The sequence below is a fragment of the Candidatus Villigracilis vicinus genome, from assembly GCF_016702885.1.
Taxonomy (GTDB): Bacteria; Chloroflexota; Anaerolineae; order Anaerolineales; family Villigracilaceae; genus Villigracilis; species Villigracilis vicinus.
On the sequence record NZ_JADJDD010000003.1, the window covers coordinates 144,025 to 167,856 of the forward strand.

32 protein-coding genes and 1 pseudogene are annotated in these 23,832 nt (G+C 50.2%); 16 read left to right on the plus strand and 17 right to left on the minus strand.

Translation table 11 applies throughout. The features are described 5' to 3' along the window. Nucleotides 1-2: 2 nt before the first annotated feature. Nucleotides 3-815, minus strand: a complete 813-nt coding sequence (locus IPG80_RS04115; protein ID WP_345103014.1) for an aldo/keto reductase — start codon at nt 813-815, stop codon at nt 3-5. Nucleotides 816-917: 102 nt separating this feature from the next. On the opposite strand from IPG80_RS04115, the gene IPG80_RS04120 reads away from it, so the two are divergent. The 5 genes from IPG80_RS04120 (at nt 918) to IPG80_RS04140 (ending at nt 6,438) form a co-directional block, all read left to right on the plus strand. Further along, on the plus strand, nt 918-2,222 hold the full coding sequence (locus IPG80_RS04120) for an efflux RND transporter periplasmic adaptor subunit (RefSeq protein ID WP_345103016.1): 1,305 nt from the start codon (nt 918-920) through the stop codon (nt 2,220-2,222). Then, nucleotides 2,219-2,935: an ABC transporter ATP-binding protein gene (locus IPG80_RS04125; RefSeq protein ID WP_345103018.1), complete on the plus strand. Its 717-nt coding sequence runs from the start codon at nt 2,219-2,221 to the stop codon at nt 2,933-2,935. Before IPG80_RS04120 ends, IPG80_RS04125 begins: the two co-directional genes overlap by 4 nt. Nucleotides 2,936-3,083: 148 nt before the next feature. Next, entirely contained in the window at nt 3,084-4,325 is a 1,242-nt protein-coding gene (locus IPG80_RS04130) for an ABC transporter permease (RefSeq protein WP_345103020.1), read from the plus strand. Nucleotides 4,326-4,416: 91 nt separating this feature from the next. Then, nucleotides 4,417-5,082, plus strand: coding sequence for a response regulator transcription factor (locus tag IPG80_RS04135; RefSeq protein WP_345103022.1), 666 nt, complete (start codon nt 4,417-4,419; stop codon nt 5,080-5,082). After that, the gene (locus tag IPG80_RS04140; RefSeq protein ID WP_345103023.1) at nt 5,083-6,438 is read left to right on the plus strand and encodes an ATP-binding protein; all 1,356 of its coding nucleotides are present in this window, start codon (nt 5,083-5,085) and stop codon (nt 6,436-6,438) included. A gap of 8 nt (nt 6,439-6,446) precedes the next feature. Here IPG80_RS04140 and IPG80_RS04145 read toward each other — a convergent pair whose 3' ends face one another. From IPG80_RS04145 to IPG80_RS04155, 3 genes are all read right to left on the minus strand, one after another. Further along, nucleotides 6,447-7,799 (minus strand): ATP-binding protein, encoded by a 1,353-nt coding sequence (locus IPG80_RS04145; protein ID WP_345103025.1) that lies wholly within the window; start codon nt 7,797-7,799, stop codon nt 6,447-6,449. A 70-nt stretch (nt 7,800-7,869) separates the two neighbouring features. Then, nucleotides 7,870-8,259 (minus strand): RidA family protein, encoded by a 390-nt coding sequence (locus IPG80_RS04150; protein ID WP_345103027.1) that lies wholly within the window; start codon nt 8,257-8,259, stop codon nt 7,870-7,872. 69 nt (nt 8,260-8,328) lie between these two features. After that, entirely contained in the window at nt 8,329-8,712 is a 384-nt protein-coding gene (locus IPG80_RS04155; RefSeq protein WP_345103029.1) for a helix-turn-helix domain-containing protein, read from the minus strand. A gap of 99 nt (nt 8,713-8,811) precedes the next feature. On the opposite strand from IPG80_RS04155, the gene IPG80_RS04160 reads away from it, so the two are divergent. The 3 genes from IPG80_RS04160 (at nt 8,812) to IPG80_RS04170 (ending at nt 10,331) form a co-directional block, all read left to right on the plus strand. Beyond that, nucleotides 8,812-9,141 carry an antibiotic biosynthesis monooxygenase gene (locus tag IPG80_RS04160; protein ID WP_345103031.1) on the plus strand — a complete coding sequence of 110 codons (330 nt, stop codon included), beginning with the start codon at nt 8,812-8,814 and terminating at the stop codon, nt 9,139-9,141. A gap of 41 nt (nt 9,142-9,182) precedes the next feature. Beyond that, complete coding sequence (locus tag IPG80_RS04165) at nt 9,183-9,620, plus strand: ester cyclase (RefSeq protein WP_345103033.1); 438 nt, start codon at nt 9,183-9,185, stop codon at nt 9,618-9,620. 93 nt (nt 9,621-9,713) lie between these two features. Next, complete coding sequence (locus IPG80_RS04170) at nt 9,714-10,331, plus strand: TMEM175 family protein (RefSeq protein WP_345103035.1); 618 nt, start codon at nt 9,714-9,716, stop codon at nt 10,329-10,331. Nucleotides 10,332-10,408: 77 nt separating this feature from the next. Here IPG80_RS04170 and IPG80_RS04175 read toward each other — a convergent pair whose 3' ends face one another. From IPG80_RS04175 to IPG80_RS04190, 4 genes are all read right to left on the minus strand, one after another. Continuing rightward, nucleotides 10,409-10,969, minus strand: a complete 561-nt coding sequence (locus IPG80_RS04175) for a 2-oxoacid:acceptor oxidoreductase family protein (RefSeq protein WP_345103037.1) — start codon at nt 10,967-10,969, stop codon at nt 10,409-10,411. 69 nt (nt 10,970-11,038) lie between these two features. After that, nucleotides 11,039-11,809, minus strand: coding sequence for a thiamine pyrophosphate-dependent enzyme (locus tag IPG80_RS04180; RefSeq protein ID WP_345103039.1), 771 nt, complete (start codon nt 11,807-11,809; stop codon nt 11,039-11,041). Further along, nucleotides 11,809-12,915 carry a 3-methyl-2-oxobutanoate dehydrogenase subunit VorB gene (gene vorB, locus IPG80_RS04185; protein WP_345103041.1) on the minus strand — a complete coding sequence of 369 codons (1,107 nt, stop codon included), beginning with the start codon at nt 12,913-12,915 and terminating at the stop codon, nt 11,809-11,811. The genes IPG80_RS04180 and vorB overlap by 1 nt, the downstream gene beginning before the upstream one ends. 55 nt (nt 12,916-12,970) lie before the next feature. Next, on the minus strand, nt 12,971-13,213 hold the full coding sequence (locus IPG80_RS04190) for a 4Fe-4S dicluster domain-containing protein (RefSeq protein ID WP_345103043.1): 243 nt from the start codon (nt 13,211-13,213) through the stop codon (nt 12,971-12,973). Between the two features lie 223 nt (nt 13,214-13,436). Between IPG80_RS04190 and IPG80_RS04195 the strand changes: the two genes are divergently transcribed. After that, the gene (locus IPG80_RS04195; RefSeq protein ID WP_345103045.1) at nt 13,437-13,685 is read left to right on the plus strand and encodes a hypothetical protein; all 249 of its coding nucleotides are present in this window, start codon (nt 13,437-13,439) and stop codon (nt 13,683-13,685) included. Nucleotides 13,686-13,734: 49 nt separating this feature from the next. On the opposite strand, the gene IPG80_RS04200 is transcribed toward IPG80_RS04195, so the two are convergent. The 7 genes from IPG80_RS04200 to IPG80_RS04230 all read right to left on the minus strand — a co-directional run bounded on the left by IPG80_RS04200 (nt 13,735) and on the right by IPG80_RS04230 (nt 17,276). Then, on the minus strand, nt 13,735-14,592 hold the full coding sequence (locus IPG80_RS04200) for an SDR family oxidoreductase (protein WP_345103047.1): 858 nt from the start codon (nt 14,590-14,592) through the stop codon (nt 13,735-13,737). Between the two features lie 3 nt (nt 14,593-14,595). Continuing rightward, the gene (locus tag IPG80_RS04205) at nt 14,596-15,198 is read right to left on the minus strand and encodes a TMEM175 family protein (protein WP_345103049.1); all 603 of its coding nucleotides are present in this window, start codon (nt 15,196-15,198) and stop codon (nt 14,596-14,598) included. 82 nt (nt 15,199-15,280) lie between these two features. After that, nucleotides 15,281-15,568 carry a ferredoxin family protein gene (locus IPG80_RS04210; protein ID WP_345103051.1) on the minus strand — a complete coding sequence of 96 codons (288 nt, stop codon included), beginning with the start codon at nt 15,566-15,568 and terminating at the stop codon, nt 15,281-15,283. A 12-nt stretch (nt 15,569-15,580) separates the two neighbouring features. Further along, nucleotides 15,581-15,811, minus strand: coding sequence for a hypothetical protein (locus IPG80_RS04215; RefSeq protein ID WP_345103053.1), 231 nt, complete (start codon nt 15,809-15,811; stop codon nt 15,581-15,583). A 2-nt stretch (nt 15,812-15,813) separates the two neighbouring features. Continuing rightward, the gene (locus tag IPG80_RS04220; protein WP_345103055.1) at nt 15,814-16,284 is read right to left on the minus strand and encodes a DUF4405 domain-containing protein; all 471 of its coding nucleotides are present in this window, start codon (nt 16,282-16,284) and stop codon (nt 15,814-15,816) included. 120 nt (nt 16,285-16,404) lie between these two features. After that, on the minus strand, nt 16,405-16,818 hold the full coding sequence (locus tag IPG80_RS04225; protein ID WP_345103057.1) for a hypothetical protein: 414 nt from the start codon (nt 16,816-16,818) through the stop codon (nt 16,405-16,407). Nucleotides 16,819-16,862: 44 nt separating this feature from the next. Then, nucleotides 16,863-17,276: an ester cyclase gene (locus tag IPG80_RS04230; RefSeq protein ID WP_345103059.1), complete on the minus strand. Its 414-nt coding sequence runs from the start codon at nt 17,274-17,276 to the stop codon at nt 16,863-16,865. A 102-nt stretch (nt 17,277-17,378) separates the two neighbouring features. On the opposite strand from IPG80_RS04230, the gene IPG80_RS04235 reads away from it, so the two are divergent. The 7 genes and pseudogenes from IPG80_RS04235 (at nt 17,379) to IPG80_RS04265 (ending at nt 22,255) form a co-directional block, all read left to right on the plus strand. Beyond that, a complete protein-coding gene (locus tag IPG80_RS04235; protein WP_345103061.1) occupies nt 17,379-17,822 on the plus strand; it encodes a MarR family transcriptional regulator in 444 nt (147 codons plus the stop codon). Nucleotides 17,823-17,905: 83 nt separating this feature from the next. After that, nucleotides 17,906-18,325 (plus strand): SRPBCC family protein, encoded by a 420-nt coding sequence (locus tag IPG80_RS04240; protein WP_345103063.1) that lies wholly within the window; start codon nt 17,906-17,908, stop codon nt 18,323-18,325. Next, entirely contained in the window at nt 18,322-18,759 is a 438-nt protein-coding gene (locus IPG80_RS04245) for an EVE domain-containing protein (RefSeq protein ID WP_345103065.1), read from the plus strand. The genes IPG80_RS04240 and IPG80_RS04245 overlap by 4 nt, the downstream gene beginning before the upstream one ends. Beyond that, nucleotides 18,752-19,213 carry a MarR family transcriptional regulator gene (locus tag IPG80_RS04250; RefSeq protein WP_345103067.1) on the plus strand — a complete coding sequence of 154 codons (462 nt, stop codon included), beginning with the start codon at nt 18,752-18,754 and terminating at the stop codon, nt 19,211-19,213. The genes IPG80_RS04245 and IPG80_RS04250 overlap by 8 nt, the downstream gene beginning before the upstream one ends. 59 nt (nt 19,214-19,272) lie before the next feature. Next, nucleotides 19,273-20,482: pseudogene (locus IPG80_RS04255) on the plus strand (acetyl-CoA C-acyltransferase). 57 nt (nt 20,483-20,539) lie between these two features. Beyond that, entirely contained in the window at nt 20,540-21,739 is a 1,200-nt protein-coding gene (locus IPG80_RS04260; protein WP_345103069.1) for a hypothetical protein, read from the plus strand. Between the two features lie 111 nt (nt 21,740-21,850). Further along, nucleotides 21,851-22,255, plus strand: a complete 405-nt coding sequence (locus tag IPG80_RS04265) for a CBS domain-containing protein (protein ID WP_345103071.1) — start codon at nt 21,851-21,853, stop codon at nt 22,253-22,255. A 53-nt stretch (nt 22,256-22,308) separates the two neighbouring features. Here the strand turns inward: IPG80_RS04265 and IPG80_RS04270 are convergent, their stop codons facing one another. Next, a complete protein-coding gene (locus IPG80_RS04270) occupies nt 22,309-22,740 on the minus strand; it encodes a SufE family protein (RefSeq protein WP_345103072.1) in 432 nt (143 codons plus the stop codon). Between the two features lie 45 nt (nt 22,741-22,785). Further along, entirely contained in the window at nt 22,786-23,625 is an 840-nt protein-coding gene (locus IPG80_RS04275; protein WP_345103074.1) for a sulfurtransferase, read from the minus strand. Between the last annotated feature and the right edge of the window lie 207 nt (nt 23,626-23,832).

A 23,832-nucleotide genomic window follows, 5' to 3' on the forward strand; every position in this document is an offset into this window, starting at 1 on the left:
ATTTAATTGGTTAACTGCTCGATCTCATCCTGCGTCAACTCAATGTCTGCGGACTCAAAATTCTCGCGGATGTGGACCGGGTTGAATGACATGGGAATGGTGATAACGCGCGGATGAGAAACAATCCATGCGAGCGCAATTTGAAATGGCGTGGCGTTGTGTGCTTTGGCAATGGCAGCCACGGTTTTGTTTGGTCGAAGTTTTCCTTCTTCCACTGGAGAGTACGCCGTTAACAAGATGTCGTTTTGCTGACAGTAGGCGAGCATGCCGTTCTTGATATAAGAACGGTCACCCAAACTGAATGGAACCTGATTGGTGATAATGGGCGTCTCTGAAAGCGATTGCGCCTGTTTGAGTAATTTCACATCAAAGTTACTCACGCCGAGGTGTTTTACTTTCCCATCGCGTACCAGTTTATTCAACGCCTTGAATGTCTCCTCGTACTTTGCACCCGATTGAGGCCAGTGGATGAGATACAAGTCAATATACTCCATGCCAAGATGGCGCAGGGAATTTTCACAGGCGGTCAAGACATCGTCGTAGCGTAAATGGCTTGGGATGACCTTGGATGTAATGAACACATCCTCACGCTTCATCCCAGACTCGCGCACCGCCTGCCCGACCAATTCTTCGCTGTGACCACTGGCGTACATTTCGGCAGTGTCGATGTGGGTGTAGCCGATCTCTAACGCATAGCGCAACGCTGCCAGCGATTTTTCGTCCACGGCACGGTTGGGTGTGGAGTTGCCGCCGATCTTCCAAGTGCCAAAGCCGACCTTGGGTAGTGTTAAAGTGGAGAGGGTTTCGGATTTCATGCCTTAATTGTACCCAAGAACCCTCCATAATCATCCACCCCGCCTGCACAATTTCTGCACATTTGAAAAGTATCCTGTTGGTAACAATAAAGGAGAAATCAAATGTCTGAATTACTCAAAAACAAAAAATTCTTATGGATCGCTGCTGGCGTGGTGGTGGTCCTTGCCTTGCTGATTGGTTCGCTGACGAAGAATGCCAACGCCTCCGACTCAGCCTCAGCGGAAACTGCCCAGGTAGTTTCTCTCACACTGACAGAAACGGTCGACTCGACCGGCAGCCTTGAAGCTGAACCCTTTGCCAACCTCAACTGGAAGACCAGCGGCACGGTGGCTGAGGTTAACGTCCAGCCCGGTGACTTTGTGAAGGCGGGCGATATTTTATTAACCCTCGACCCGACCAGCACTTCATCGAGCATTGTTTCTGCTCAAGCAGATTTGATCACTGCACAGCAAAATCTCGATGACTTGCTTAATTCTGGTACCGATCTCGCTCAAGCCGCCATTGATTTGAAGGATGCCAGGGAAGATTATGACGATGCAGTGAACTACTTGAAATACCTGCAAACCGATACACGCGTGCCACAGACGAAGTATCTTGCCAAGTTGGTCAAACAAGGAAATGGCTGGGCGTATGACTACGATACCGAAACCTTCCGTGGACCTGCTCCTGAAGATTGGATCATCGAAGCTGAGAATGATTTAGCTTTGAAGAAAGCCAAGTACGAAGATGCTCAGCGTGAATATGACCGTTTGCTGGCAGGTGAGACCTCACAAGATGTGATCGCTGCCCAAGCCAAGGTGGATGCCGCACAGGCGACCGTCAATACCATGAGCATCATTGCTCCCTTTGATGGGCAGGTGCTTTCGGTCGATCAAGTGAACGGGGATGTTGTCAGCTCGGGGGAGCTTTCGGTCAACATTGCCAATTTGGAAAATCTCTACGTCGATGCGCAAGTGGATGAATCAGACATTGCCAAGGTTCAGGTGGGCAATCAGGTAACGGCGGAGTCCGATGCGCTGCCCGGTGTCACATTTACAGGCGAAGTGATGTCCATCAATCCTGTTGGCGAAGTCATATCGGGTCTTGTCAAATACGCTGTGCGGATCGATCTCGACAAACCGGAAGATGGCATTTTCCTGCCGCTGGGTTCCACCATGAACCTGGTCATTCAGATCGGCGGCGAGACGGCGACATTGGCAGTGCCTATCACTGCAATTCAGAATGATAGCAATGGCGAATTCGTGTGGACGCTGCGCGGCAATGAAACCGTGCGTGTGGACGTGGTTGGCGGCGAGATCATCGGTGAAATGGTTGCGGTGACTGGTGACTTGAACGAAGGGGATGTGGTGACCACGGCACGCGAGAGCAGCTTTGAAGCGCCGAATCCGTTTGGAGGCAATCAATGATCCATGTAGAAGGGTTGACCAAGGTGTATCAGATGGGTGAAAGCGAAGTACGCGCATTGGATGGTGCGAGCTTCACCATCGAAAAAGGTGAGATGGTCGCCATCATGGGACCCAGCGGTTCGGGCAAGAGTACGTTGATGTCGATCATCGGCTGCCTTGATGTACCCAGCAGTGGACGTTATACGCTCGATGATGTTTCGGTGGAGAACATGGATGAAACCCGCCTCGCTGAGGTGCGCGGACGAAAGATCGGCTTTGTCTTTCAGCAATTCAACTTGTTAGCGCGCACAAGCGCATTGGAGAATGTCAAACTCCCGCTGACTTATGCCGGGTATGCCGGTAAGGAACGCGATGACCGCGCCATGAAAGCCTTGGAACGTGTGGGGCTTGGTAAGCGTACTCATCACGCTCCGAACGAGCTTTCTGGCGGGCAGCAACAGCGTGTTGCGATTGCCCGTGCCATTGTGAATGAACCAGCCATCTTGTTGGCAGATGAACCCACCGGTGCATTAGACAGCAAGACCGGCGTAGAGATCATGGACTTGTTCCAAAGCCTGCACCGCGATAACGGGCAGACGGTGATCCTGGTGACCCACGACTCGTATGTGGCACGTCACACCGATCGCATTATCAAACTCTCAGATGGCAAGATCGTTTCGGATGAAGTCAACCCGAATCCCATCAAAGCCGGTGCGCCGCGTATAGAAGAATAAAAACCCTCGTCATTGCGAGGAGCGCTCTTGCTCTTTGCGACGAAGCAATCCCAGACTGATTTCGAGATTGCTCACCGCACTGGCGTGCGGCGCAAGTGTCGGGCGGGAGAGCACCGCCCTCGCAATGACGGAAGACGGAGAAATAAACATGTTATTTTCAGAAAACCTAAAGATCGCCTTGCGTGCTTTGCGCGCAAACAAAATGCGCTCGGTGTTGACCATTCTTGGCATCGTTATCGGTGTGGCAACGGTGGTGGCGCTGCTCTCGATCGGTGAAGGCGCTACAGCCAGCATAACCAGCCAGATCCAAAGCGGCGGCTCAAATTTGTTGACCATCTCTCCAGGCAGAATGCAATCAGGTCCGGCGGCACTCAGCGGCGGTTCTCAGCAGGCGAGTCATCTCTATTATGCCGATTATCAACTGCTGGATCGTGCGCTTACGACCAATATCTCAGACATTGTGCCGGTCTATCAAGCCAGTTATACGGTCAAATTTGGTAGTGAGAGTTTCAGCGCACCGACAGTGGGTGTGATGGAAGCACATAAGGATGTGCGTTCGTTTGAACTCGCAGATGGACGTTTCATCACTGATGGTGATAACAAATCACAAAATTTGGTGGCAGTGCTCGGTTCTGGCGTTGCGGAAGATTTATTTGGCACAGTCTCCCCAATTGGCAAGGTCATCTCCGTCAATGGCTTGAAGTTCCAAGTGGTGGGTGTTCTTGAAGCCAAAGGTTCGTCCATCGGCTCGCCGGACGAGAATATCTTTATTCCCATCGAAACGGGTTACACCAAACTTTTCGGCGAAAGCGCCTTGTATAACGGCCAAAAGACCGTTAATAATATTCTCGTCTCTGTGACGGACGAAAAAGACATGGACACTGTCTCAGCAACCGTTGAGTATATGGTCCGCCGTTCACACGAACTCAAAACCACGGATGAATTGGATTTCAATGTAATGAGTCAATCCGACACTTTGGAGACTCTCAATACTGTGACGCAAACTCTTACCGTCTTTTTGGGCGCCATTGCAGGCATATCCCTGCTCGTGGGCGGTATTGGCATCATGAACATCATGTTGGTGTCGGTCACTGAACGTACCAAGGAGATCGGCTTGCGTAAAGCTGTAGGCGCGACCAAGAATCAAATCCTCACTCAATTCCTGATTGAAACTGTCACATTGAGTTTGCTTGGCGGCATTGTTGGGATTTTGCTCGGCGTAGGCATCGCACTGGCATTCAGCCTAAGCGGGCTAATCTCTTCCGTCATCACTGCCAACTCCATTTTGCTGGCGTTCTTCTTTGCGCTCATCATCGGAATCTTCTTCGGGTTGTATCCCGCCTTCCGTGCCGCGAACCTGCACCCGATGGTGGCGCTGCGATACGAGTAAATATATCAACCACGAAGGAGCACAAAGGGTCACGAAGGAAGAGATAAAAACCTTTGTGTCCCTTTGTGACACTTTGTGGTAAAAAGGCTTTATGCCCAAGAAAATCCTCCTCGTCGATGACGAACCCGAGATCCTTGAGATCAGCCGCGATTATCTCAAGGCATCCGCGTTCGATGTGGTCACCGCCAGTGATGGTGTGCAAGGTCTCGCCGCAGCCCGCCGCGAAAAACCAGACTTGATCGTGCTCGATTGGATGATGCCCGAAATGGATGGTCTCGACCTGTGCCGTGAAATTCGCCGCGAGAGCAACGTGCCCATCATCATGCTCACGGCACGAGTTGAAGAAACGGATAAACTCATCGGCTTGGAGATCGGCGCTGATGATTACATCACCAAGCCGTTCAGTCCGCGTGAGTTGGTGGCACGCGTCAAAGTGGTATTGCGCCGTGTCAGCGGCGACTCGGCGGCGGATGTGATCCGCGTGGATAATGTTTTATTGGACAGAGCCCACTACGAGGTCCAGATAAAGAAGCGTACGGTGCAACTTACGCCGACCGAGTTCGAGATCATGGCAACTCTCATGAGTCAGCCTGGTCGCATTTTTTCCCGCATGCAATTGTTGAATTCCGCGCATGGCGTTGCCTTCGAAAGTTACGAGCGCGCCATCGATTCGCACATCCGCAACCTGCGTCGCAAATTGGAGCCGGACGAACTGATCGTCACGGTGCATGGTGTGGGTTATAAGTTCGAGGTGTAAATGCATTCATCCATTCGTGAAATTCGTCGCCGTTTGTTAAATCTTTTGCTGCGTGCATTTGTTATCGTCTTGTTTTTGTCGTTCCTGATCTTTACCCTCATCATCGGCTATTTCCTGACATCTTCATCCACCCCGGTGCCGATTCCATTCGTTAGTACACTCGAAGGTTATTATCTTGCCAGCGGCAATTGGCAGGGCGTTGAAGTTGCATTTGATTCGATGCCTGAATTAGATGCAATGAGTACATTGTTGTTGGATGAAGAGCAGCGCATCGTTCTGGATCAAAGGCTGGATTCTGCCTCCGAAGTTTCATCTACACCGACAGTGGGCACGAACTACACCATTCAAAGTAGTGATGTGGTTTTCAACCTCGCTGCACACGGCGAACCAATTGGGTATTTAGTGATCACACCCTACTCGCTTTCACAACGATTCGGTTTTGCGCGCGCTATTGTTTTTCCGATCGGGGTGATTTCGTTGCTATTGGCGACCTTTCTTGTGGTCGTAGCAAATTTGCTCATGCGCCGCTTCGTCAACCCACTGGCAGATGTGATCTATGCTGCGCGAGCGGTTACCGATGGGAAACTCGATACTCGTATTTCCACCGAAGGACCGCAGGATCTGCGCACCCTTTCTGAAAGTTTTAACGTGATGGCGTCTTCACTTGAACGCAATGACCGCGAACGCCGCGATTTTCTTGCTGATATTGCCCATGAACTGCGCACACCACTCTCCGTCATTCGTGGGCGACTCGAAGGCATCATTGACGGCATCTACGCCGAGAACGGTCCGCAAGTTTCTACTGCGTTGGAGCAAACCTATCTGCTTGAACGCTTGGTAGATGACTTGCGATTGCTAACCCTGGCAGAAAAACGTCAACTTGTATTTGATAAAACCACTGTAGATGTAGGCAACCTGATCGCGACTGTGATCGACATGCTTTCTGCCCAAGCGCAGGAGAAAAATATCTCGCTGGTTCTGAGTGAGCGCAATGGGAATCTTTCTGCGCAACTCGACCCGCAGCGTTTTGAACAGGTACTCAGTAATCTTATTGGCAATGCCTTGCGTTACGTCCCTGATGGCGGGCGGGTATGGGTGACTGCCAATGAAACTGCTGAAGGCTTAAGTGTGACCGTCAACGATAACGGCTTAGGCATTCCTGAAGAAGACCTGCCCTTTATCTTTGACCGTTTTTGGCGCAAAGAAAAATCCCGCTCACGCGCATCCGGTGGAACGGGATTGGGGTTGGCGATTTCCAAGCAGTTGATCGAGGCGCAGGGCGGACGGATCGAAGCGCGAAATCTTCCAGAAGGCGGTTTGCAAATCTTGATATCCCTTTTTAAGGAAGAGTTGTAATTCTATTTTTACGTTTGGGCTGGCAGGGTAAAAAAGAATGTGCTGCCTGTTCCTTTTCCCTGCGATTCAACCCAGATCCGCCCACCATGAACTTCGATAATGCGCCTGACCAATGCCAGCCCTACGCCCGTCCCTTCGCTGGTTGGGTCTAACTTGTCGAATAGACCGAATATCTTTTCGTGATATGCCCGGTCAATACCGATACCGTTATCTTTGACGAAAAACATCTTTTGTTCTTGTTGGTCATGAAAGCCAATTTCGATCTGCGGATCCGCAGCAGTGGAAGTGAATTTGACGGCATTATCGATCAAATTCTGCAGCACCTCCACTAATCGAGGCTGGTCACCGCGAATTGTCGGGAGGTCTTTTGAGACTATCACCCGGATATTTGCGTTCATGAACCTGCCGCTGGTCAGTGCCAGTGCCTCTTCAACGATTTGCAACATGGAGACATCTTCAAACACATTGATCATTCGACCGACCCGGGAGAGTTCCAGTAATTCATTTAACAGCCGGTGCATTTTGTCTTTGGCTTCACGGATGCGCTCAAGGTCATTTTGAAAATTTGATGCATTGCCTTTTCGCACATCTTCTTCCAATAAGCCGATAAAGCCCCCGATGGTGATCAGCGGACTTTTTAAGTCATGCGATACGGTGTACGTAAAACGTTCCAATTCTGCATTCTTTGCTTCCAGTTCCTTGATGATCTGTTCGCGTTCTGCCTGGATGCGCCGCCTTGCTTCTAGTTCGAACCTTGCGCTCGCTGAGAATTCTTTAACTTTGCGGGTGGTCTGACTCAGCAGTATTGTGATCACGAGGATGTAGACAGCTTCCGCTGTCCAATATGAGAAGGGGGAGGTCACATATCTGGAAGGGCTGGAGATACCAACAGTTTCCATAAACAAGGTTGTAGCTCCGGTAAGAATGCTGAAAACTCCCCAGCCAATCGCGGCTCGCCAATCCAGGAAAAGCCCAGCGCACACCACAACAACTGTATATCCCATGAAAGCCGGGTTGTTGATTGTTGAGCCCAGTATCATGGACATGGTAAGCATTAACCATAATACAGAAACAACCGCAAACCCTGCAGCACGAACATACCCTTGATTGATGGCTTGTTTTAATCCCAGCAGTAGTAAACAAAATATCCCTATGATTGCTAATCGTAACGGGATTGCCTGTGGGTCAATGGGTGTGAATATGCCGTACGAAACGGCAGATGCCAAAAAAAGGAAGATCACCATATTCAACGAACCGGCTGCGCGGGTCTTTTCTTCATCTCCCTCGAAGGTCGGGCTGGAGATCCATGTATAGAGTTTGGGAATCATCGAAGCCTTCCAGAAATTAACTGTAAATTGCATGTGTATCAGATTATTCTAACAAAGAATCCATCTTGTTGTCTTTGAGAAATCTTATTGATCATGATATGGCTCACAAAACAATGGCTGTGACTTCTATTTCTATCAATAGCTCCGGGCTGATCAAGCCTTTTACTTCGATCATCGACGCAGCAGGTTTGATCTCGCGGAAGAATTCGCCATGCGCCCTGCCGATCTCCTCCCATTTGGAGATGTCGGTGACGAACATCCGGGTGCGCACAACGTCTTTGAGAGATGCGCCTGCTGAGGTTAATGCTTTTTCTATTTTTGCAAGGATAAATTTGGTCTGTTCGTATGAAGAGTTGGCGCCGACTGTGTTGCCGTCTTCATCCACTGCAGTGGTTCCCGCCACCTCGATTACGTTTCCGACACGTACTGCCCGTGAATAGCCAACAACATCCTCCCATTTTGCTCCTGAAGAAATATTTACACGATCTTTCATTAATTCAAGCCTCCTATTTTATGATATCAAAAACCGCCCGTCTTTGATTGGAAAAGACAGGCGGTTTATTTATTCCTCTTCGTCGTTCTTGAATTCGATATCGTATTTCTCGCGTGCTTTTTCTACTTGAGCGTAATTTTCCTGAGCCCATTTCCCCAATGCCACAACCGGTTCATTGAGCGATTCGCCCAATGGAGTCAACTCGTATTCCACCCGCGGCGGAACGACGGGGAAAACGTGGCGGGTGATAATGCCGTTCCGCTCAAGTGCGCGCAGGGTCTGAGAGAGCATTTTTTGTGAAATGCCGCCAACTTCCCGCAACAGCGCGTTATGGCGGTTAATTCCGCGCGCAATGGCATTCAGTGTCAGGAGTGTCCATTTGTCGCCGATCAATTCCATCACTTTTCGGGACGGACAATATTCGTTGAGGATGTCGATTGGGTAAGCGTTCACGATACACACCTTTTGGTAACTACCATACATAATAGTGGGCTCTTGGAAGGGTTTGATGCGCCACGTATACTGATTGTAACAGAACAGGAAAAGATAAAGATGAACACATGGCTAACGGCAATTTACATCAAACCGGAATATGTCGATAAATTCTTGGAGGCTACCACTCCTTTCGCAGAGGAGAGCTTGCGTGAGAGCGGACTGGTCAGTTTTGCGCTTTTGCAGCAGGTGGAAACCTCTTCGCATTTTTCACTGTTCGATGTCTATCACGATGATGCCGCCCGTGCAGCGCATCTGAGTTCGGTGCATTATCTGATGTGGTTGGAAATCGTCACGCCGCTCTTGGCTGAACCGATGACCCCGCTGCCATACCTGCCGATCTTCCCGCCGCCTGAAGATTGGGAGCACCATTTGGAAACAGAATCGTAACCTCGATTTTCTGAAAAAAATTTGCCACAGGAGAATATAAAATGGAACAAAAAGAAGTAGCTTTGAGCGTCTCGAAAGCCATTCTGAACGGAGAATGGGAAAAGTTGGATGTCATTTTGGATGATAACTTTACCTATACCGGCGATGGCATGCATTTCAATAAACAGCAATACATTGACTTCATGAAAGGCATGAAAGCCGCCTTTAGCAACATGAACATGGAGTTTACCCATGTGATCAGCGAAGGTGACATCGTCAGCATTCGCTTCATTACCACCAGCAAGCATACTGGCAATTTCATGGGGGCGGCAGCCACTGGTAAGAACCTGGAGATCGGTGGTAATTTCATGCGCAAGATCAAGGGGGATAAGGTCATGCAGGAATGGCAGACCACTGATTTACTCGGTACCATGAGTCAGATGGGTGTGGGAACGCTGCTCGGTTACGCCATTTTTGGCGTGTGGCTCAAGAAAAAGTAATCAGTAAATTAATATTCAAAGGACACGATCTGCCAGTAAATTATTCCTGGTGTGAGGTGTCCTTTGAATTTAATCCTATATAAGGATGCGCCAATGAAATTACCCTCCACCAACCGTATCGAAGCCTTTAGCGACGGTGTGATTGCCATCATCGTCACCCTGCTGGTGCTTGAGATCAAGATCCCGGAATTTGAAGAGCATACGTTTGCAGGTTTTCTTGCTGTTATGGCTCCGCTTGTCCCAAAACTCATTGGCTTTGCTTTTAGCTTTTTCACAGTTGCCATATTCTGGGTTAACCATCATAATTTTTTTCACCGAATAAAACATGCCACCTGGCGGCTGCTCTGGCATAACAATCTGTTGCTATTCTTTTTGAGCGTTGTCCCTTTTACCACGGGCTTTGTTGGAGACTATCCCACCGACCGTTTTGTTGTGGCAATGTACGCCTTGAATCTTTTTCTTGCTGGTGTCGCTTTTTCGATGATGTGGCATTATGCATTGGTGCGCTCAAATCTTGCTGGGGAAAGCACCAGCCTTGCGGAGCGAAAAAGAGAATATATGCAAACAGGCGTGTACGGTATGGTATTGTACGCTGTGGCGGTTGGAGTGGCGTTGATCTATCCGCCCGCGGCGCTTATCATGTTGGTCTTGCTTCAGCTGGTTTACTTTTTTATGAATTCCAAAACAGCCGATGTTCCTCTGGAAGCTTGAGCTTGATCGATAGGATAAAAATAAGCCCGCCTCCATCTGCTCAGGAGGACGGGCTTATTACTGCCCCCACTTTCTTTTTATGCCGGGACCTTATCCCACTCTTTCTGTGCGTATTCATACCCTTGTTTCAATGCCTCGAAATTCTTTGGCAATAGATGTTTATGCCGTGCGGGTAAATGACCCTCAAGCGCTTTCTCAACATCCTCTACCTTCACTTCTGGCAGGGCGGTGAGCAGCGCACCGATCGCCACCATGTTGACCAATTTGCGGTCGCCGATCTCTTCGGCGATTTCATTGCATGGTACGAAAATGACATGGATGTCGTCACGCCGTTGATTGTGATCCACCATGGATTTGTTGACGATGAGCGTGCCACCGCTTGCCAGTGTGGATTCGTACTTGTCGAAGGAAGGTAAATTCAAGGCGATTGCCAGCGGTGGATTTTTGACCAGCGGTGAACCAATCTCATGATCCGCAATGACCACTGTGCAGTTCGCTGTGCCACCGCGCATTTCGGGACCGTATGAGGGGATCCAGGTCACGTCCAAGTTATTGTCCATGGCGGCATAGGCAAGCACCTGCCCGCCGAACAAAACGCCCTGTCCACCAAAGCCTGCGATGATGATTTCTTTTTGCATAAGTCGCTTCGCTCCTTCGATATTCGAAATTCGATACTCGATGGTCGAATATCGAATTATCGAGTATCGCTATACTTTTATCTGCTTGATCGCGTCACTGATCTTGTAATCACCCAGCGGATAAGCGGGGATCATATGCTCTTCCACGAACTTCAACGAATTGACGGGTGTCATGCCCCAGTTCGTTGGGCAGGTGGAGAGCAATTCCACCATCGAAAAGCCGAGTCCGCGTACTTGAGCTTCAAACGCAGTGCGGATGGCTTTCTTCGCGAGACGGATATTCTTCGGGTCGTGCAGAGCTCGGCGCACACAATAGCCAACGCCGTCGAGTGTGGAGAGCATCTCAGAAACCTTGATGGGGTAGCCTTGTGTTTCCACATCGCGCCCATTTACCGAAGAGGATGTCTTCATGCCGGGCAACGTGGTGGGAGCCATCTGGCCGCCGGTCATGCCGAAATTGGCATTGTTGATAAAGATGACGGTGATATTCTCGCCGCGGGCAGCCGCATGGACGATCTCGCTCATCCCGATGGAGGCGAGGTCGCCATCGCCTTGGTAGGTGAATACCACGCGATCAGGTAATACACGTTTTACGCCGGTTGCCATTGCGGGCGCGCGTCCGTGCGGTGCTTCAACGAAATCGGTCGCGAAATAGTTATATGCGAATACCGAGCATCCCACTGGTGCCACGCCGATGGTCTTATGGATCAAGTCCATTTCTTCAAGCACTTCTGCCACCAGTCTATGCGCCACGCCATGAGTGCAGCCTGGGCAATAGTGGGTGGGCATATCGGTAAAGGCTTCAGGTCTTTCGTAAACGAGATTATTCGGAGTAGTCATTACGCAGTCATCCTTGTCAGCCAGGATTCTCTTGGGTCGGTCTGAACAGTTACAGGTCCAGCAGCGATGCGGTGAATTTCATCCAGAATTTCATCATGGAAGGGAACCACGCCGCCGGGGCGTCCATAAAATTCGACCGGGACTCGCCCGCGCACGGTCAGCAGCACATCGTCGAGCATTTGCCCCATGTTCATCTCTGTGACGAGGAACGCCTCAGCCTGCGGGATGAGCTGTTCCAGCGCTGCATACGGAAACGGGCTGACGGTAATCGGTCTTAAAAGCCCGACCTTGATGCCTTGTGCGCGCGCCTCGCGGACAGCCGAAAGCGCAACACGCCCAGCCGTGCCGAAGCCGACGACAACATACTTGGCATCGTCGAGGAAATATTCTTTGTAGCGCACTTCGTTGGCTTGCACATCGCGCCAGTGGGTGAGCATGCGCAGGTTGGTCTTTTCTTCATCAAGCGGATTGAGATAAATGGACGAAAGCACGCGGCGCTCGCGGTTCATTGCACCGTTGGTTGCCCATTCAAAGTTTTTGTTTTTCATTTCCTGCATGGCAGGCATTTCAGCGGGTTCCATCATCTGACCGGTTGTGCCGTCGAGGATGATGAGCGTGATCATGCGATATTTTTCGGCGAGGTCGAAGGAGAGCGCAGTCAGGTCAATGGCTTCCTGCACGGAGGCAGGTGCCAGCACAATGCGCGGATAATCGCCATGCCCACCGCCGCGGACTGCCTGGTTGTAGTCGCTTTGAGCCGGGGCGATATTGCCCAAGCCCGGTCCGCCACGCATGACGTTCACTAAAACCGCGGGGATCTCGGTTCCGGCGATGTAGGAAATACCTTCCATCATTAAGCTCATGCCGGGCGAAGAGGATGAGGACATGACGCGCACGCCTGTGCATGCCGCGCCATAGACCATGTTGATGGCGCCTAATTCAGATTCTGCCTGTACGAAAGCACGTCCAAGCTCGGGCATGCGGCGCGAGAGGTATTCCAGCACTTCCGTTTGTGGGGTGATGGGGTAACCGAAATAGGCTCCCAACCCCGCACGCACGGCGGCTTCTGCGATGGCTTCGTTGCCTTTCCATAATTCTTTTGGCATTCGTTTCTCCATGATTGAGTAAGGGCGGGGTAAACCTGCCCCTACAAATGCACATTTACGCCGCAACTGGCGCGGCTTTGGTCACTTCACGGTACACGGTGATTGCCGCATCCGGGCAAACCACTGCACAAATAGCACACCCCGTGCAACCGTCCTTGAACGTGTGCGCGGGGTGGTAGCCCTTGGGAGTGAGGTGCTCCATATTGAGTTCCATCACATTTTGCGGACATGCACTAATGCAAAGTTCACAGCCTTTACAATACGTATCACTAACTTCGATCCAGCCTTTTGCTGCCATTGGATCTCCTTTAGGTTTTGTAAGTATGACAAACTTGGGTGAATTTCTCCACCATCCTAATTATGTCGTTTTCGGAAGAGGGAGAGTAGTGCCAAGCGTCACTAGCCGAGGCGTACAAAGGTCATTGCTTTTCAGTTGTAGAAATAGGACCTGTGGGTGAGATGTAATCGGTATCCTAAGAGTTTACGGTCGGTATAATTCGTAAAAAATTAGAGGTGATCTGATGGAGAATTTTAAAGAGTGGTTGCTTGGTTTGGATACGATGATTTTAATTATCGTAATTTTCGGCGGTTTCGTCGCATGGGAGTTGAAGTCGGGTGAGATTCCTTTACGTTGGCTAAGATCGATCCGACGTGATACCCGTCCGTTCTTTTATTGGATTGGTATTTTGTTTCATCTGGCGGTGCTGGGCGTTGTCATCTATGCTTATGTGGATGGTGTGAGATTGCCATTAGCAGAATTATTCCAATAAAAAAATAGAGTCGCGAGCGCGACTCTATTTTTTTTATTTAGCTCACTAATTAGAATATGGTTTGTTCAACAAGCTTCCATAATGCTGAGCGGACGTCCGCCTCCATCACCGCGGGCGACCATGCCGCTTCTTTGCAATTCGTATCGAAATATTTTCCCGTCACACCTTCGACTTCGGGTGAAGAGGCAAGATAGATCGACGAACGCGAAGCCTTCGCCGCAGATTTACCGCCATCTTCGCGCACCATCAACTTGAAAACGGGGAACATCCAGCGCATGGCACGCGGCAGCATTTCGGGCGTCACGCTGCGGGTCATGTTCGTGCTGGCTTGCCCAGGGTAGCAGACATTAATGGTCATATCTTTTTCGCGTTGCGCGAATTCATACATCAATACCATCATCGCCAGTTTGGTTTGGGAATAGGTATTCAACCCGTCGAACGATTTTTCCGATTGCAAATTATCCATTTCAAGTTTTGTGGGCACATCGCCGCCCATGAGCGTGACCACCCGCGGCGACGGACTCTTCTTCAACGAATCCATCAGCAGGTGGGTGAGCAGATATGGCGTAACCACATTTACCGCAAAATTGGATTCGATTCCGTCCTCGGTTAATTTTCTTTCGGATGCCGCCAAGCCCGCATTATTAATAAGGACATCGAGCCGGTCATGCCGCGCCTTGAACTGCTCGGCTAAAGCATGGACATTTGCCTGCGCTGACAGATCGCCAGTCAGCAGGTCCACATTTGCATTGCCGCTTGCTGCTTTAATCTCAGCCACGGCAGATTCTCCGCTGGATTGGCTGCGCCCTGTGATGACAACCCGCGCACCCATTTTGGCAAGCGCCAACGCGGTTTGCTTTCCAATTCCGCTGGTCGCGCCAGTAATCAGTACAACTTTATCTTTCATCTTTCATTCTTCTTCCGTTTTATTTGCTAAAAACTCAGGAACCACGAACGCGAACGGCATGACCACCATGATGGTCAACGTGATGGGAACCCACACAAACGCCAGCGCCGCCGAGCCGAGATTAATGAGCAATGCCATCCTGTCTCGTTTAAGACGAGCTTGTTTTTCTTCAGCAGTTAAAGTGCTGGACGCAAGATCGCTGTCCACAAAAGCGTGTTTCCATAGCGCGTTAATCATCAGCGAAGAGAGCGCCATGTTGAGCGGATACAGCGCAACCACAAACGGATTCATCATATAGTCACCGATGAAGGCGGTGATGAAAGGGAACAGGCTGGAGAAGAACAGCAGTCCGATATTGAGCCACAGCAGTTTTGTATCCACTTTTTTGATCTGGTGGATGATGTGATGGTGGTTCACCCAAAAAATGGCGATGATGAAGAAACTGAACAGGAAGGCGAAGAACTTTGGCGCGAGTTGAATCATGCTTGCGCTGAATGCGGCAAAGGAACTATTTTCCAATTCAGGGACGTGTAGTTCGAGTACGAGAATGGTCAGGATGATGGCGAACATGCCATCGCTAAATGCTTCGAGGCGGGTTTTGGTCATGGGAAATTCCTTTTCTACCACGAAGTGTCACAAAGGGGCACAAAGGAAGACCTTTGCGACACTTCGTGTACTTCGTGGTTAATTATTTTTTTGCCAATGTAATTGCGTGTTCGGGGCAGGCTTTGACGCACAGCCCGCAGGCACGGCATTGTTCAGGCTGGACGAGCAGCGCCTGCTGCCAGCCATGCGCTGTCCCTTTGAGTCTGCCGATGAAAGTCAGACCCGTTCTCAGGTCGGTTGGAAGCGTATCCACTTTGAAAATGGAATACGGGCAGGCGGGGACACAGTCCGCTTTGCCTTCGCATTTGTTTCGGTCAATCACTGGGATGAAGACGCCAGGTTCCTGGCGGCAGGTGGATGTATCAGACATTAGGAATTCCTTTTATTTCTGTTTCTGTGTCCGCTTCAACACGGCAGAGGTAATGGCAAACGGCAAGCCGATGAGGATGATGTTCGTCGGGGCTGGTCCCACTTCGGGCGGGGTTGAGGCGGCGCTTGCGCGAATCCCTTCTGCCCATGAAGCGTCCGCGAGGAATTGATATCCAAACATGAGGATGGCGGCAACGAGCAAGATCGCCAGCGCGGGGAGGATGTATTCTTTAATGAAGTTCATGATTAACTCGCTTGCAAAACATAGCGGCGGAAGTTGGAGACGATCCACTTCCAGTGCATGGTGAGGTGGACGCCGAACATGAGCATGAGCAGGTTTGCCATGCCTGTGTGCAGCGTGCGCCAGAAGGGGTCAATTTCAAGGTGAATGCCGAGCGCGGGTAGAACACTTTCGGAGAGCACCGCGCCAGAGAATGAGACGAAGATCATCAACAGAAAAAGAACCGAATCCCATATCTGGTTGAAGCGCGTTTCACCTGGCAGTTTTTGGAAGAGCCGCGAGAAAACGCTGACGATCCATTTCCAGTTGAGGGTGAGATGAATCAGGAAAGGCAGGGCGAAGATGAAACTGATCCACTCGTGATTGGGAATGCCCGTTGTGCCAGGGATATTGATGGCAACGAAGAGAATGAGCACAAGGATGTCGAGAAAGAGTTTAAATTGAGTGAGGCTGAATTTTTTACTGGTATTCTGCATAAAAAAATCCTTATATATTCCTACAGACTGGAGTTGAATATAAGATAAACCTTAAGTCTGTTTTTACAGACTTAAGGTCTTCTTTGGATTGACAAACGATCTGCTCAAGCAGGGGAGGGGTTACCCCGCTTTTTCAGCGGCGTGCTTTTCTCCAATGATCTTAAACAAACGGCTGATGACGTAGCCTTCGATCACAAGCAAAACTGCAACAAAGATTTTCTCGTTCAAAAGTCCGCCTGTGACGAAGTTGGTGATCAGGTCTTGCAGTTCGATCAGGAAGCGGATGATGAAGGTCACCGCAAACGACTCAGGGACGCCGCCAATGGCGACAAGGATCAATGCCACACCGAGGGCTGCGTTTCTGCCAGTAAACATCATGCCCATGGTTTGGTTGGCAACAGAGTCAAATGCGAACCCGTGGACAACCATGTCGGGCTTGAAATATCCGCCAATGCCAATGCCCAATGCAAATAAGCCGAGAACGCCTGCCAGAATTCGTATCCATTGCGGAATTAGTTTTGCCGAGTTACTCATAATATGTGTTCTTCCTTGATCGATAGTTGACTGTTGAATAAAAATTAATTTGCCGAAAGTTGCTTGATGGCAGTTGCCCAATCTTCCAAATGGTGAACTTCCACCACTTGACCATTCTCAACGGTATGAATGTCAATCGTCATGGTCTTGAAGGATTTGGTTCCATCGGTTTGCACGCCCATGAAATTTCCGTTCGGCGTGCCAGAAGCAAAGCTGCGGACAACCACCTGATTGCCTTCCTGAATCATTTCCTGGATTTCCCATTTCAGATCGGGGATTAATTTCCAGAAGAACTGGATCTGTCCGATGAGTTGTTCCTTGCCTTTGACATCGGTCGAACCCTTCGACTGGAAGCTGTCCGCCAGAATTTGACCCATTCTCTCTGCGACATTTGTTTCCGCGTTGACGGTCAGGCATTCATTGTAAAAGGGGGCTACGATTTCTTTCAGGTTTTCCATTTTGTCTCTCCTTGAGTTTGTGATAAAATTTGTGTGACTAATCACGTAATTCCTATTATATGTGCGTGAGCACGCATTTGTCAAGAGCAAAAGGAGATTTTCATGGGAGACGGATTTACAGAAATCGAACAGAATGCCTGGGGCGGGTTTCTGGGCGTTTACGGACGTATGAACCGCATGATCGAAGAGGATTTACAATCACATTCCCACATTACGCATGTTGAGTTTGAGATTCTGCTGCGGCTTTCGTGGAATGAGAATCATCGGGTGCGGATCCAAGATTTGGCTGCTGAGAGCGTTCTCACGCGCAGCGGAGTAAGCAGGTTGGTGGAGCGGCTGGAAAAGGCAGGCTTGGTGACACGCGAAGAAGCGCCCGAAGATCGCCGCGGCGCATATGCTGTGCTGACTGACGAAGGCGCTGCGAGATTTCAAAAAGCAGTCAAGGCGCATGTCGCTTTTGTGAGAGAAAACTTTCTCAGCCATTACAGCGAAAAGGAATTGGAACAAATGGCAGCTTTTTGGCAACGGCTTGAGAATCAAGAATAGAAGATGAAGATCAATTTTCATCCTTGACAAAATGATATACACATATATAATAAACGTATATATATAAATCAAGGAGAGAAAATATGTGGACAACTGAACATACGATCGTGACGGACGCTTCCAAAGAGTCTGTTTGGAAGGTTTGGGCAGATGTGGAGAATTGGTCAAAATGGGATAAGGGTGTGGAGTGGTGTCGCATTGAAGGTGAATTCAAAGCGGGCACGAAATACACGCTCAAGCCCGTGGGCGGACCCGAAGCAAAGGCTGTGATTGTTGACTGCCAGCCGTTGAACCGCTTTGTGGATGTGACCAGTTTGCCGCTGGCGAAAATGGAATTTGCTCACGAACTGAAAGAAGAGAAAGATGGCTTGCATGTGACTCATCGCGTGACGATTTCAGGTCCGCTGAGTTTTCTGTTCGCGCAGGTGATCGGCAAAGATACCGCCAGAGATTTGCCCGAGACAATTGGCAGACTGGTCAACCTCGCGAAGGAGTCCAAATGAGCGAGCCGCGCTATTGGTTGATCGTTGTCTCAAAGAATCACGTGATGAACGGTGTGCGCTGGGGAATTGCGCAAGCCAATCACGGCAAGGCTGCTCCGCTTAAGAGAATGCGAGTAGGGGATGGCATTGTGTATTATTCGCCGAAGGTTGAGTTTGAAGGCAATGAGAAGTTGCAGGCATTTACCGCCATCGGTGAAGTGACGGGTGAAACCGTTTATCAATTCGATATGGGCGGTGGATTTGTTCCCTATCGCCGTGATGTAAAATACAAAGAATGTATTGAAGTTCCCATCCAGCCGTTGATCCCCGCTCTTACATTCATCAAGGATAAGACGAGTTGGGGCTATATGTTTCGCTTCGGGTTCTTCGAAATCCCCAAGGTGGATTTTGACTTGATCGCAAGCCAAATGCTGCCGGAGAAAATAAATGCCTGATGACGTTTTTCAATTTGATAATGCGGATGAAAGCCCGGGTTTTTCGCTTTGGCAGGTTTCCAGCATGTGGCAGAGACAGATCAATGCGGGGCTGAAGCCATTTGACCTGACGCACGCGCAGTTCGTTTTGCTCGCTTCCATGACCTGGCTTGCGGGCGGCGAGAAACCCCTTACGCAAATAGACCTTGCCTCCCATGCCAAAATGGATGTGATGATGACCTCCAATGTGTTGCGTACATTGGAGGAAAAAGGCTTGATCCTGCGCAAGCCGCACCCGACGGATACAAGAGCAAAAGCATTGTCCATTACGGCGCAGGGGCGTAAATTGGCAATTCAAGCTATTGAGGTGGTCGAGAAGATCGACCATGAATTTTTCAAAGGTCTGAGGGGAAATTCTAAAAAGTTCAATGAATACCTGCTGGCACTAATTGCCGCGAACCAGCCTACAGGTTAACGATAACCGCTCTCTCTAGTGTTAGAATCAATGTATGAATTCAAACTCTGGAGGGACGAATGTCCACACCTGTAATTGTTGATGCCATCCGTACGCCGATCGGCGCGTTGGGTGGCATTCTTTCATCTGTGCGCCCCGATGATATGGCGGCGCATGTGATTAAATCCATTCTCGAACGAAATCAAATAGACCCGGCGCAGATCGAAGAAGTGTTCATGGGGTGCGCCAATCAAGCTGGTGAAGACAACCGCAATGTGGCGCGCATGGCAGCATTACTGGCGGGTCTGCCCGTGGAAGTGGGCGGTGTTACTGTTAACCGCTTGTGTGCTTCGGGCTTGAATGCCGTTAACATGGCGTCACGTGCCATCAAAGCCGGGGAAGGGGATGTGTACATTGCCGGTGGAGTCGAATCCATGAGCCGCGCACCATACTCGCTTCCCAAAGCCGAGGGTGGGCTTTTCCTTCGGGAATCTCACAGCATATGACACTGCACTGGGGTGGCGTTATCCAAATCCCAAAATGAAAGCCATGCACGGAACCGACTCGATGGGTGAGACGGCAGAGAACATTGCCGCTGAACGTCCGCACATTACACGCGAAAAGCAGGATGAGTTCTCTGCGCATAGCCACTCTAAGGCAATTGCTGCCATTGACTCGGGACGCTTCAAACAGGAGATCGTGCCTGTTACTATTCCTCAGAAAAAAGGTGACCCGAAAGTGGTAGACACGGACGAACGTCCGCGCCGCGACACGACGGTAGAGAGCCTTGCTAAACTCAAAGCCGCTTTCCGCGATGGGGGAACCGTCACTGCTGGAAATTCGTCTGGATTAAATGATGGTGCATCAGCGCTGTTGATCATGAGTGAAGAAAAAGCAAAGACTCTCAACCTCAAGCCGCTTGCCCGCATTGTGACTTCTGCTTCGGCGGGCGTTCCTCCGCGCATTATGGGGATCGGACCTGTGCCTGCCACAAAGAAAGCACTCGAACGTGCCGGGTTGAAAATGCAAGATATCGGTCTGATGGAACTGAACGAAGCCTTTGCTGTGCAATCTCTGGCTGTGATCGAAGACCTGGGAATCGACCCTAAATTGGTCAACGTAAACGGCGGTGCGATCGCCATTGGGCATCCGCTTGGTTGTTCCGGGGCTCGTCTTGTCACCACACTGGTGCATGAGATGAAGAATCGCGGCAACGTCAAATACGGCGTGGCAACTCTCTGTGTGGGTGTGGGGCAGGGTGAAGCGACAGTTATCGAATATCTTGGTTAAATAGTTTGGCGATCCCTTCTTCTTTTAGTGAAGTCTTTGGGTAGCCAAAGGAGAATTATGAAACGTCTTATCCCTTTCCTCCTCTTTCTTGTTTTGAGTATAAGTGCCTGCGCGCCCGCGTTGCCGGCAACCGATACGGCTGAGCTTCTTCAGCCTACGGCAACGCTTGAAGAGGCTCAGGCTGCCTCGCAGTCAGCGGTTGCACCGCAGGAAACGCCTCTGCCTGTGGAAATTAACGCCCCATTGATCGAAGCGCCGGGTATCCTCAATATCGAAATGTTGGATGAGGTCTTTGGATGGGGGGTTACGGAAGAGAATATCGTCCGTACCAATGACGGCGGCGTGACCTGGTACGATGTCACCCCAGCCAAACTCGCCGATGCCGGATATCTCGTTTACCCAGATTTCTTTGATGCCAACCATGCTTGGATCCAATTTCCGGACATGAACAAATACCCGAATGGTGGAAAGCTATACCGCACTTCGGATGGCGGCAATACCTGGGAATCTTTCACCACGCCGTTTAGTGGTGGTGCGATCCATTTTATTGATGAACAAAATGGTTGGGTATTGGCAGACCTTGGTGTTGGCGCAGGCTCGATGGCGGTCTCTGTCTTTAAGACGGGCGATGGTGGCGCCACATGGCAGCGGGTTTACACCAATGATCCTAATCTCGAAGGTGCAGCAGATACCCTTCCATTGGGCGGTATTAAGAATATCATTCTGCCGCTCGACCTCGAAACTGCATGGGTGGGCGGGGTAGTGTACGCCTCCGGTGAAACTTATCTATATCGCAGTGACGATGGTGGTAAGACTTGGTTCAATATTAACCTGGTCCTCCCTGAAGGTTCCAAGGATAGTGAGCTGAGCGTGTATGGCATTCGTTTCACTTCAACAACAGACGGATTACTTGCCATTCGGGTCGCGGCTGAGACTCCGCAGATCATTGTGTATGCTACGCATGATGGTGGCACCACCTGGTCGCAATTGCCGATCACATTTGATGGCTATGGTCTTCTTGAAACGCCTTCAGCGAGTGAAATGATCTTCTATACCGCCGGACAGTTCTACGTCACGAAAGATGCGGGGATGACCATTGAGCAGGTCACGCCGGATATGAAATTTGGTGATACGGTCATCGATATGAGTTTTGTAAACTCTCAAACCGGCTGGCTTGTTACATCTGACTCGTCGAGCGATCTTTCTCTTTACAAAACGACAGACGGCGGCGCGACGTGGTTCCCGATCATTCCATGAAGCGCCTCTTTCTGCGCTGACTCTACATTCTTGCCCCAGGCATTGCGTTACTCTGTGAGTAACTTTACGGTTACATCAATGCTATAAAATCCTTATAAAGGAGAGAGCCTTATGAATAACCTAGTTCGTGATTGGATGTCTAGCCCTGTCGTTGTCGTTGACCCGGATTCGAGCGTATCGCATGCCATGACGCTGATGCGCCGTCGGAACATTCACAGTGTGGTGGTGGATGTCAGTGAAAAGAACCCGGCATATGGAATTGTGACCACCACCGATATCCGTGACAAGATCGTTGTTGCGGGGCGCAACCCTGCCGAAACGACGGTGCGCGAAATCATGTCCGGACCGATCGTCACCGGGCGCGCTGAGTGGACGCTGGCGGAATGTTCGCGTGTGATGCAGGAGCGAAAGATCCGTCACTTGCCGATCGCAGATGAGCATGGTTCGTTGATCGGTTTGATCTCCGCTACTGATATTTTTATGGCGGTAGAAGAACAAGGTTGGATCGAAGGATAAAATATAACAAAAAAGACAGCTTCGTTTGAGGCTGTCTTTTTTGTTTATTCTGTTTATTCTGACGATACTTTTACCGCCACCTGTTTCATATGTGCTAATACGCCCATAAAACCGTTGATGCGCTGCTGTGAAACAGCCTCCTGCAAGTTCATGGGGAGGTAAAAATCAGCGGGTACTGAAATGATCTCCTCCAGCGAACAGCCATTCAGTCCATTGGTGAGAATGGACGCCAGCCCGCGTACAGTGGGCGATTGTTTGGGGATATCAAGGTGGAAAATGATGCCGCTGTTGTCATCTTTTTCGGCGATGATGAAGACCGGTGTCATACACTCCGGTACCGCCTCCATTTTGGAACGTTCTTCCTGAAAGCGCACTGGCAGATCCGGCATGGACTCTGCGTAGGCGATCAGGGTTTCCAGTTTTTCTTCGCGGCTCATGCTCGCGATGTCATCCACGATCTCTTGAAGTTTATTGGGTAGGGTCATAATTCATTTTGCAGGGGCGGTGTCATTCCGCCCCTGCGATTGGGTTTATTTTTCGATCGGTGCATCCACCAAATTACCCCATTCGGTCCAGGAACCATCATAGTTCTTGACGGTGGGGTAGCCCAGCAGGTACTTCAACACGAACCAGGTCAGGGAGGAGCGTTCGCCGATGCGGCAATAGGCAATGATCTCGCCGTCGTTTTTTATGTTCTTGCCTTCGTAAAGCGCTTTGAGTTCTTCAGCTGTTTTGAATGTGGCGTCAGCTTCATTAACAGCCTGTGCCCACGGAATACTGACTGCGCCGGGAATATGTCCGCCGCGGGTGGCGCCTTCTTGCGGGTAGTTAGGCATGTGCAGCATTTCACCGGAGTATTCCTTCGGCGAGCGGACATCCACCATGGGTTTCTTGGCGTCGATCTGTTTGAAAACATCTTCACGGAAGGCGCGGATGGATCTATCGGCTTCTTTTGCTTTATAGATCGTCTCCTTGAAAACAGGGACGTCCTTCACAAGTGCGCGCTTTTCCTGTTCCCATTTGATGCGTCCGCCGTTCATGATCTTCACGTTCTGGTGCCCATAGTACTGGAATAACCAGAGCGCATAGCAGGCAAACCAATTGGATTTGTCGCCATAGAAAATGACCATCGTGTCATTTGTGATACCCAATTTGGATGCCACGCCTTCGAACTGCTCCTTTGTGACAAAATCGCGACGCAGGGGGTGTTGCAAAGTTGTGAACCAATCCACCTGGGCGGCACCGGGAATATGGCCGATAGCGTACAAAAGCGGGTCTTCATCCGATTCGATGATGCGAATGTTGGGATCGTTCAGGTGTTCTGCGACCCAGGAAGTTTCAACGAGGTATTCGGGGTGGGTGTAAGACATGGTTAAGGTTTCCTTTTCTCTTAATAGTTATTTTTGCTGTAAAGATCGTAATAAAAAACAGTCAACCAAACAAAAGGACAGCGAACCATCCTGCGCGGACATCTTTTCACGCGGGAGTCGTTCCACTGCCTTGAGGGTTGACTGCTTGTTTGGGAGGATATTTTCTCAGGCGGTGGTCACGAACCCCGCCAAAGACAGGAGCAATGA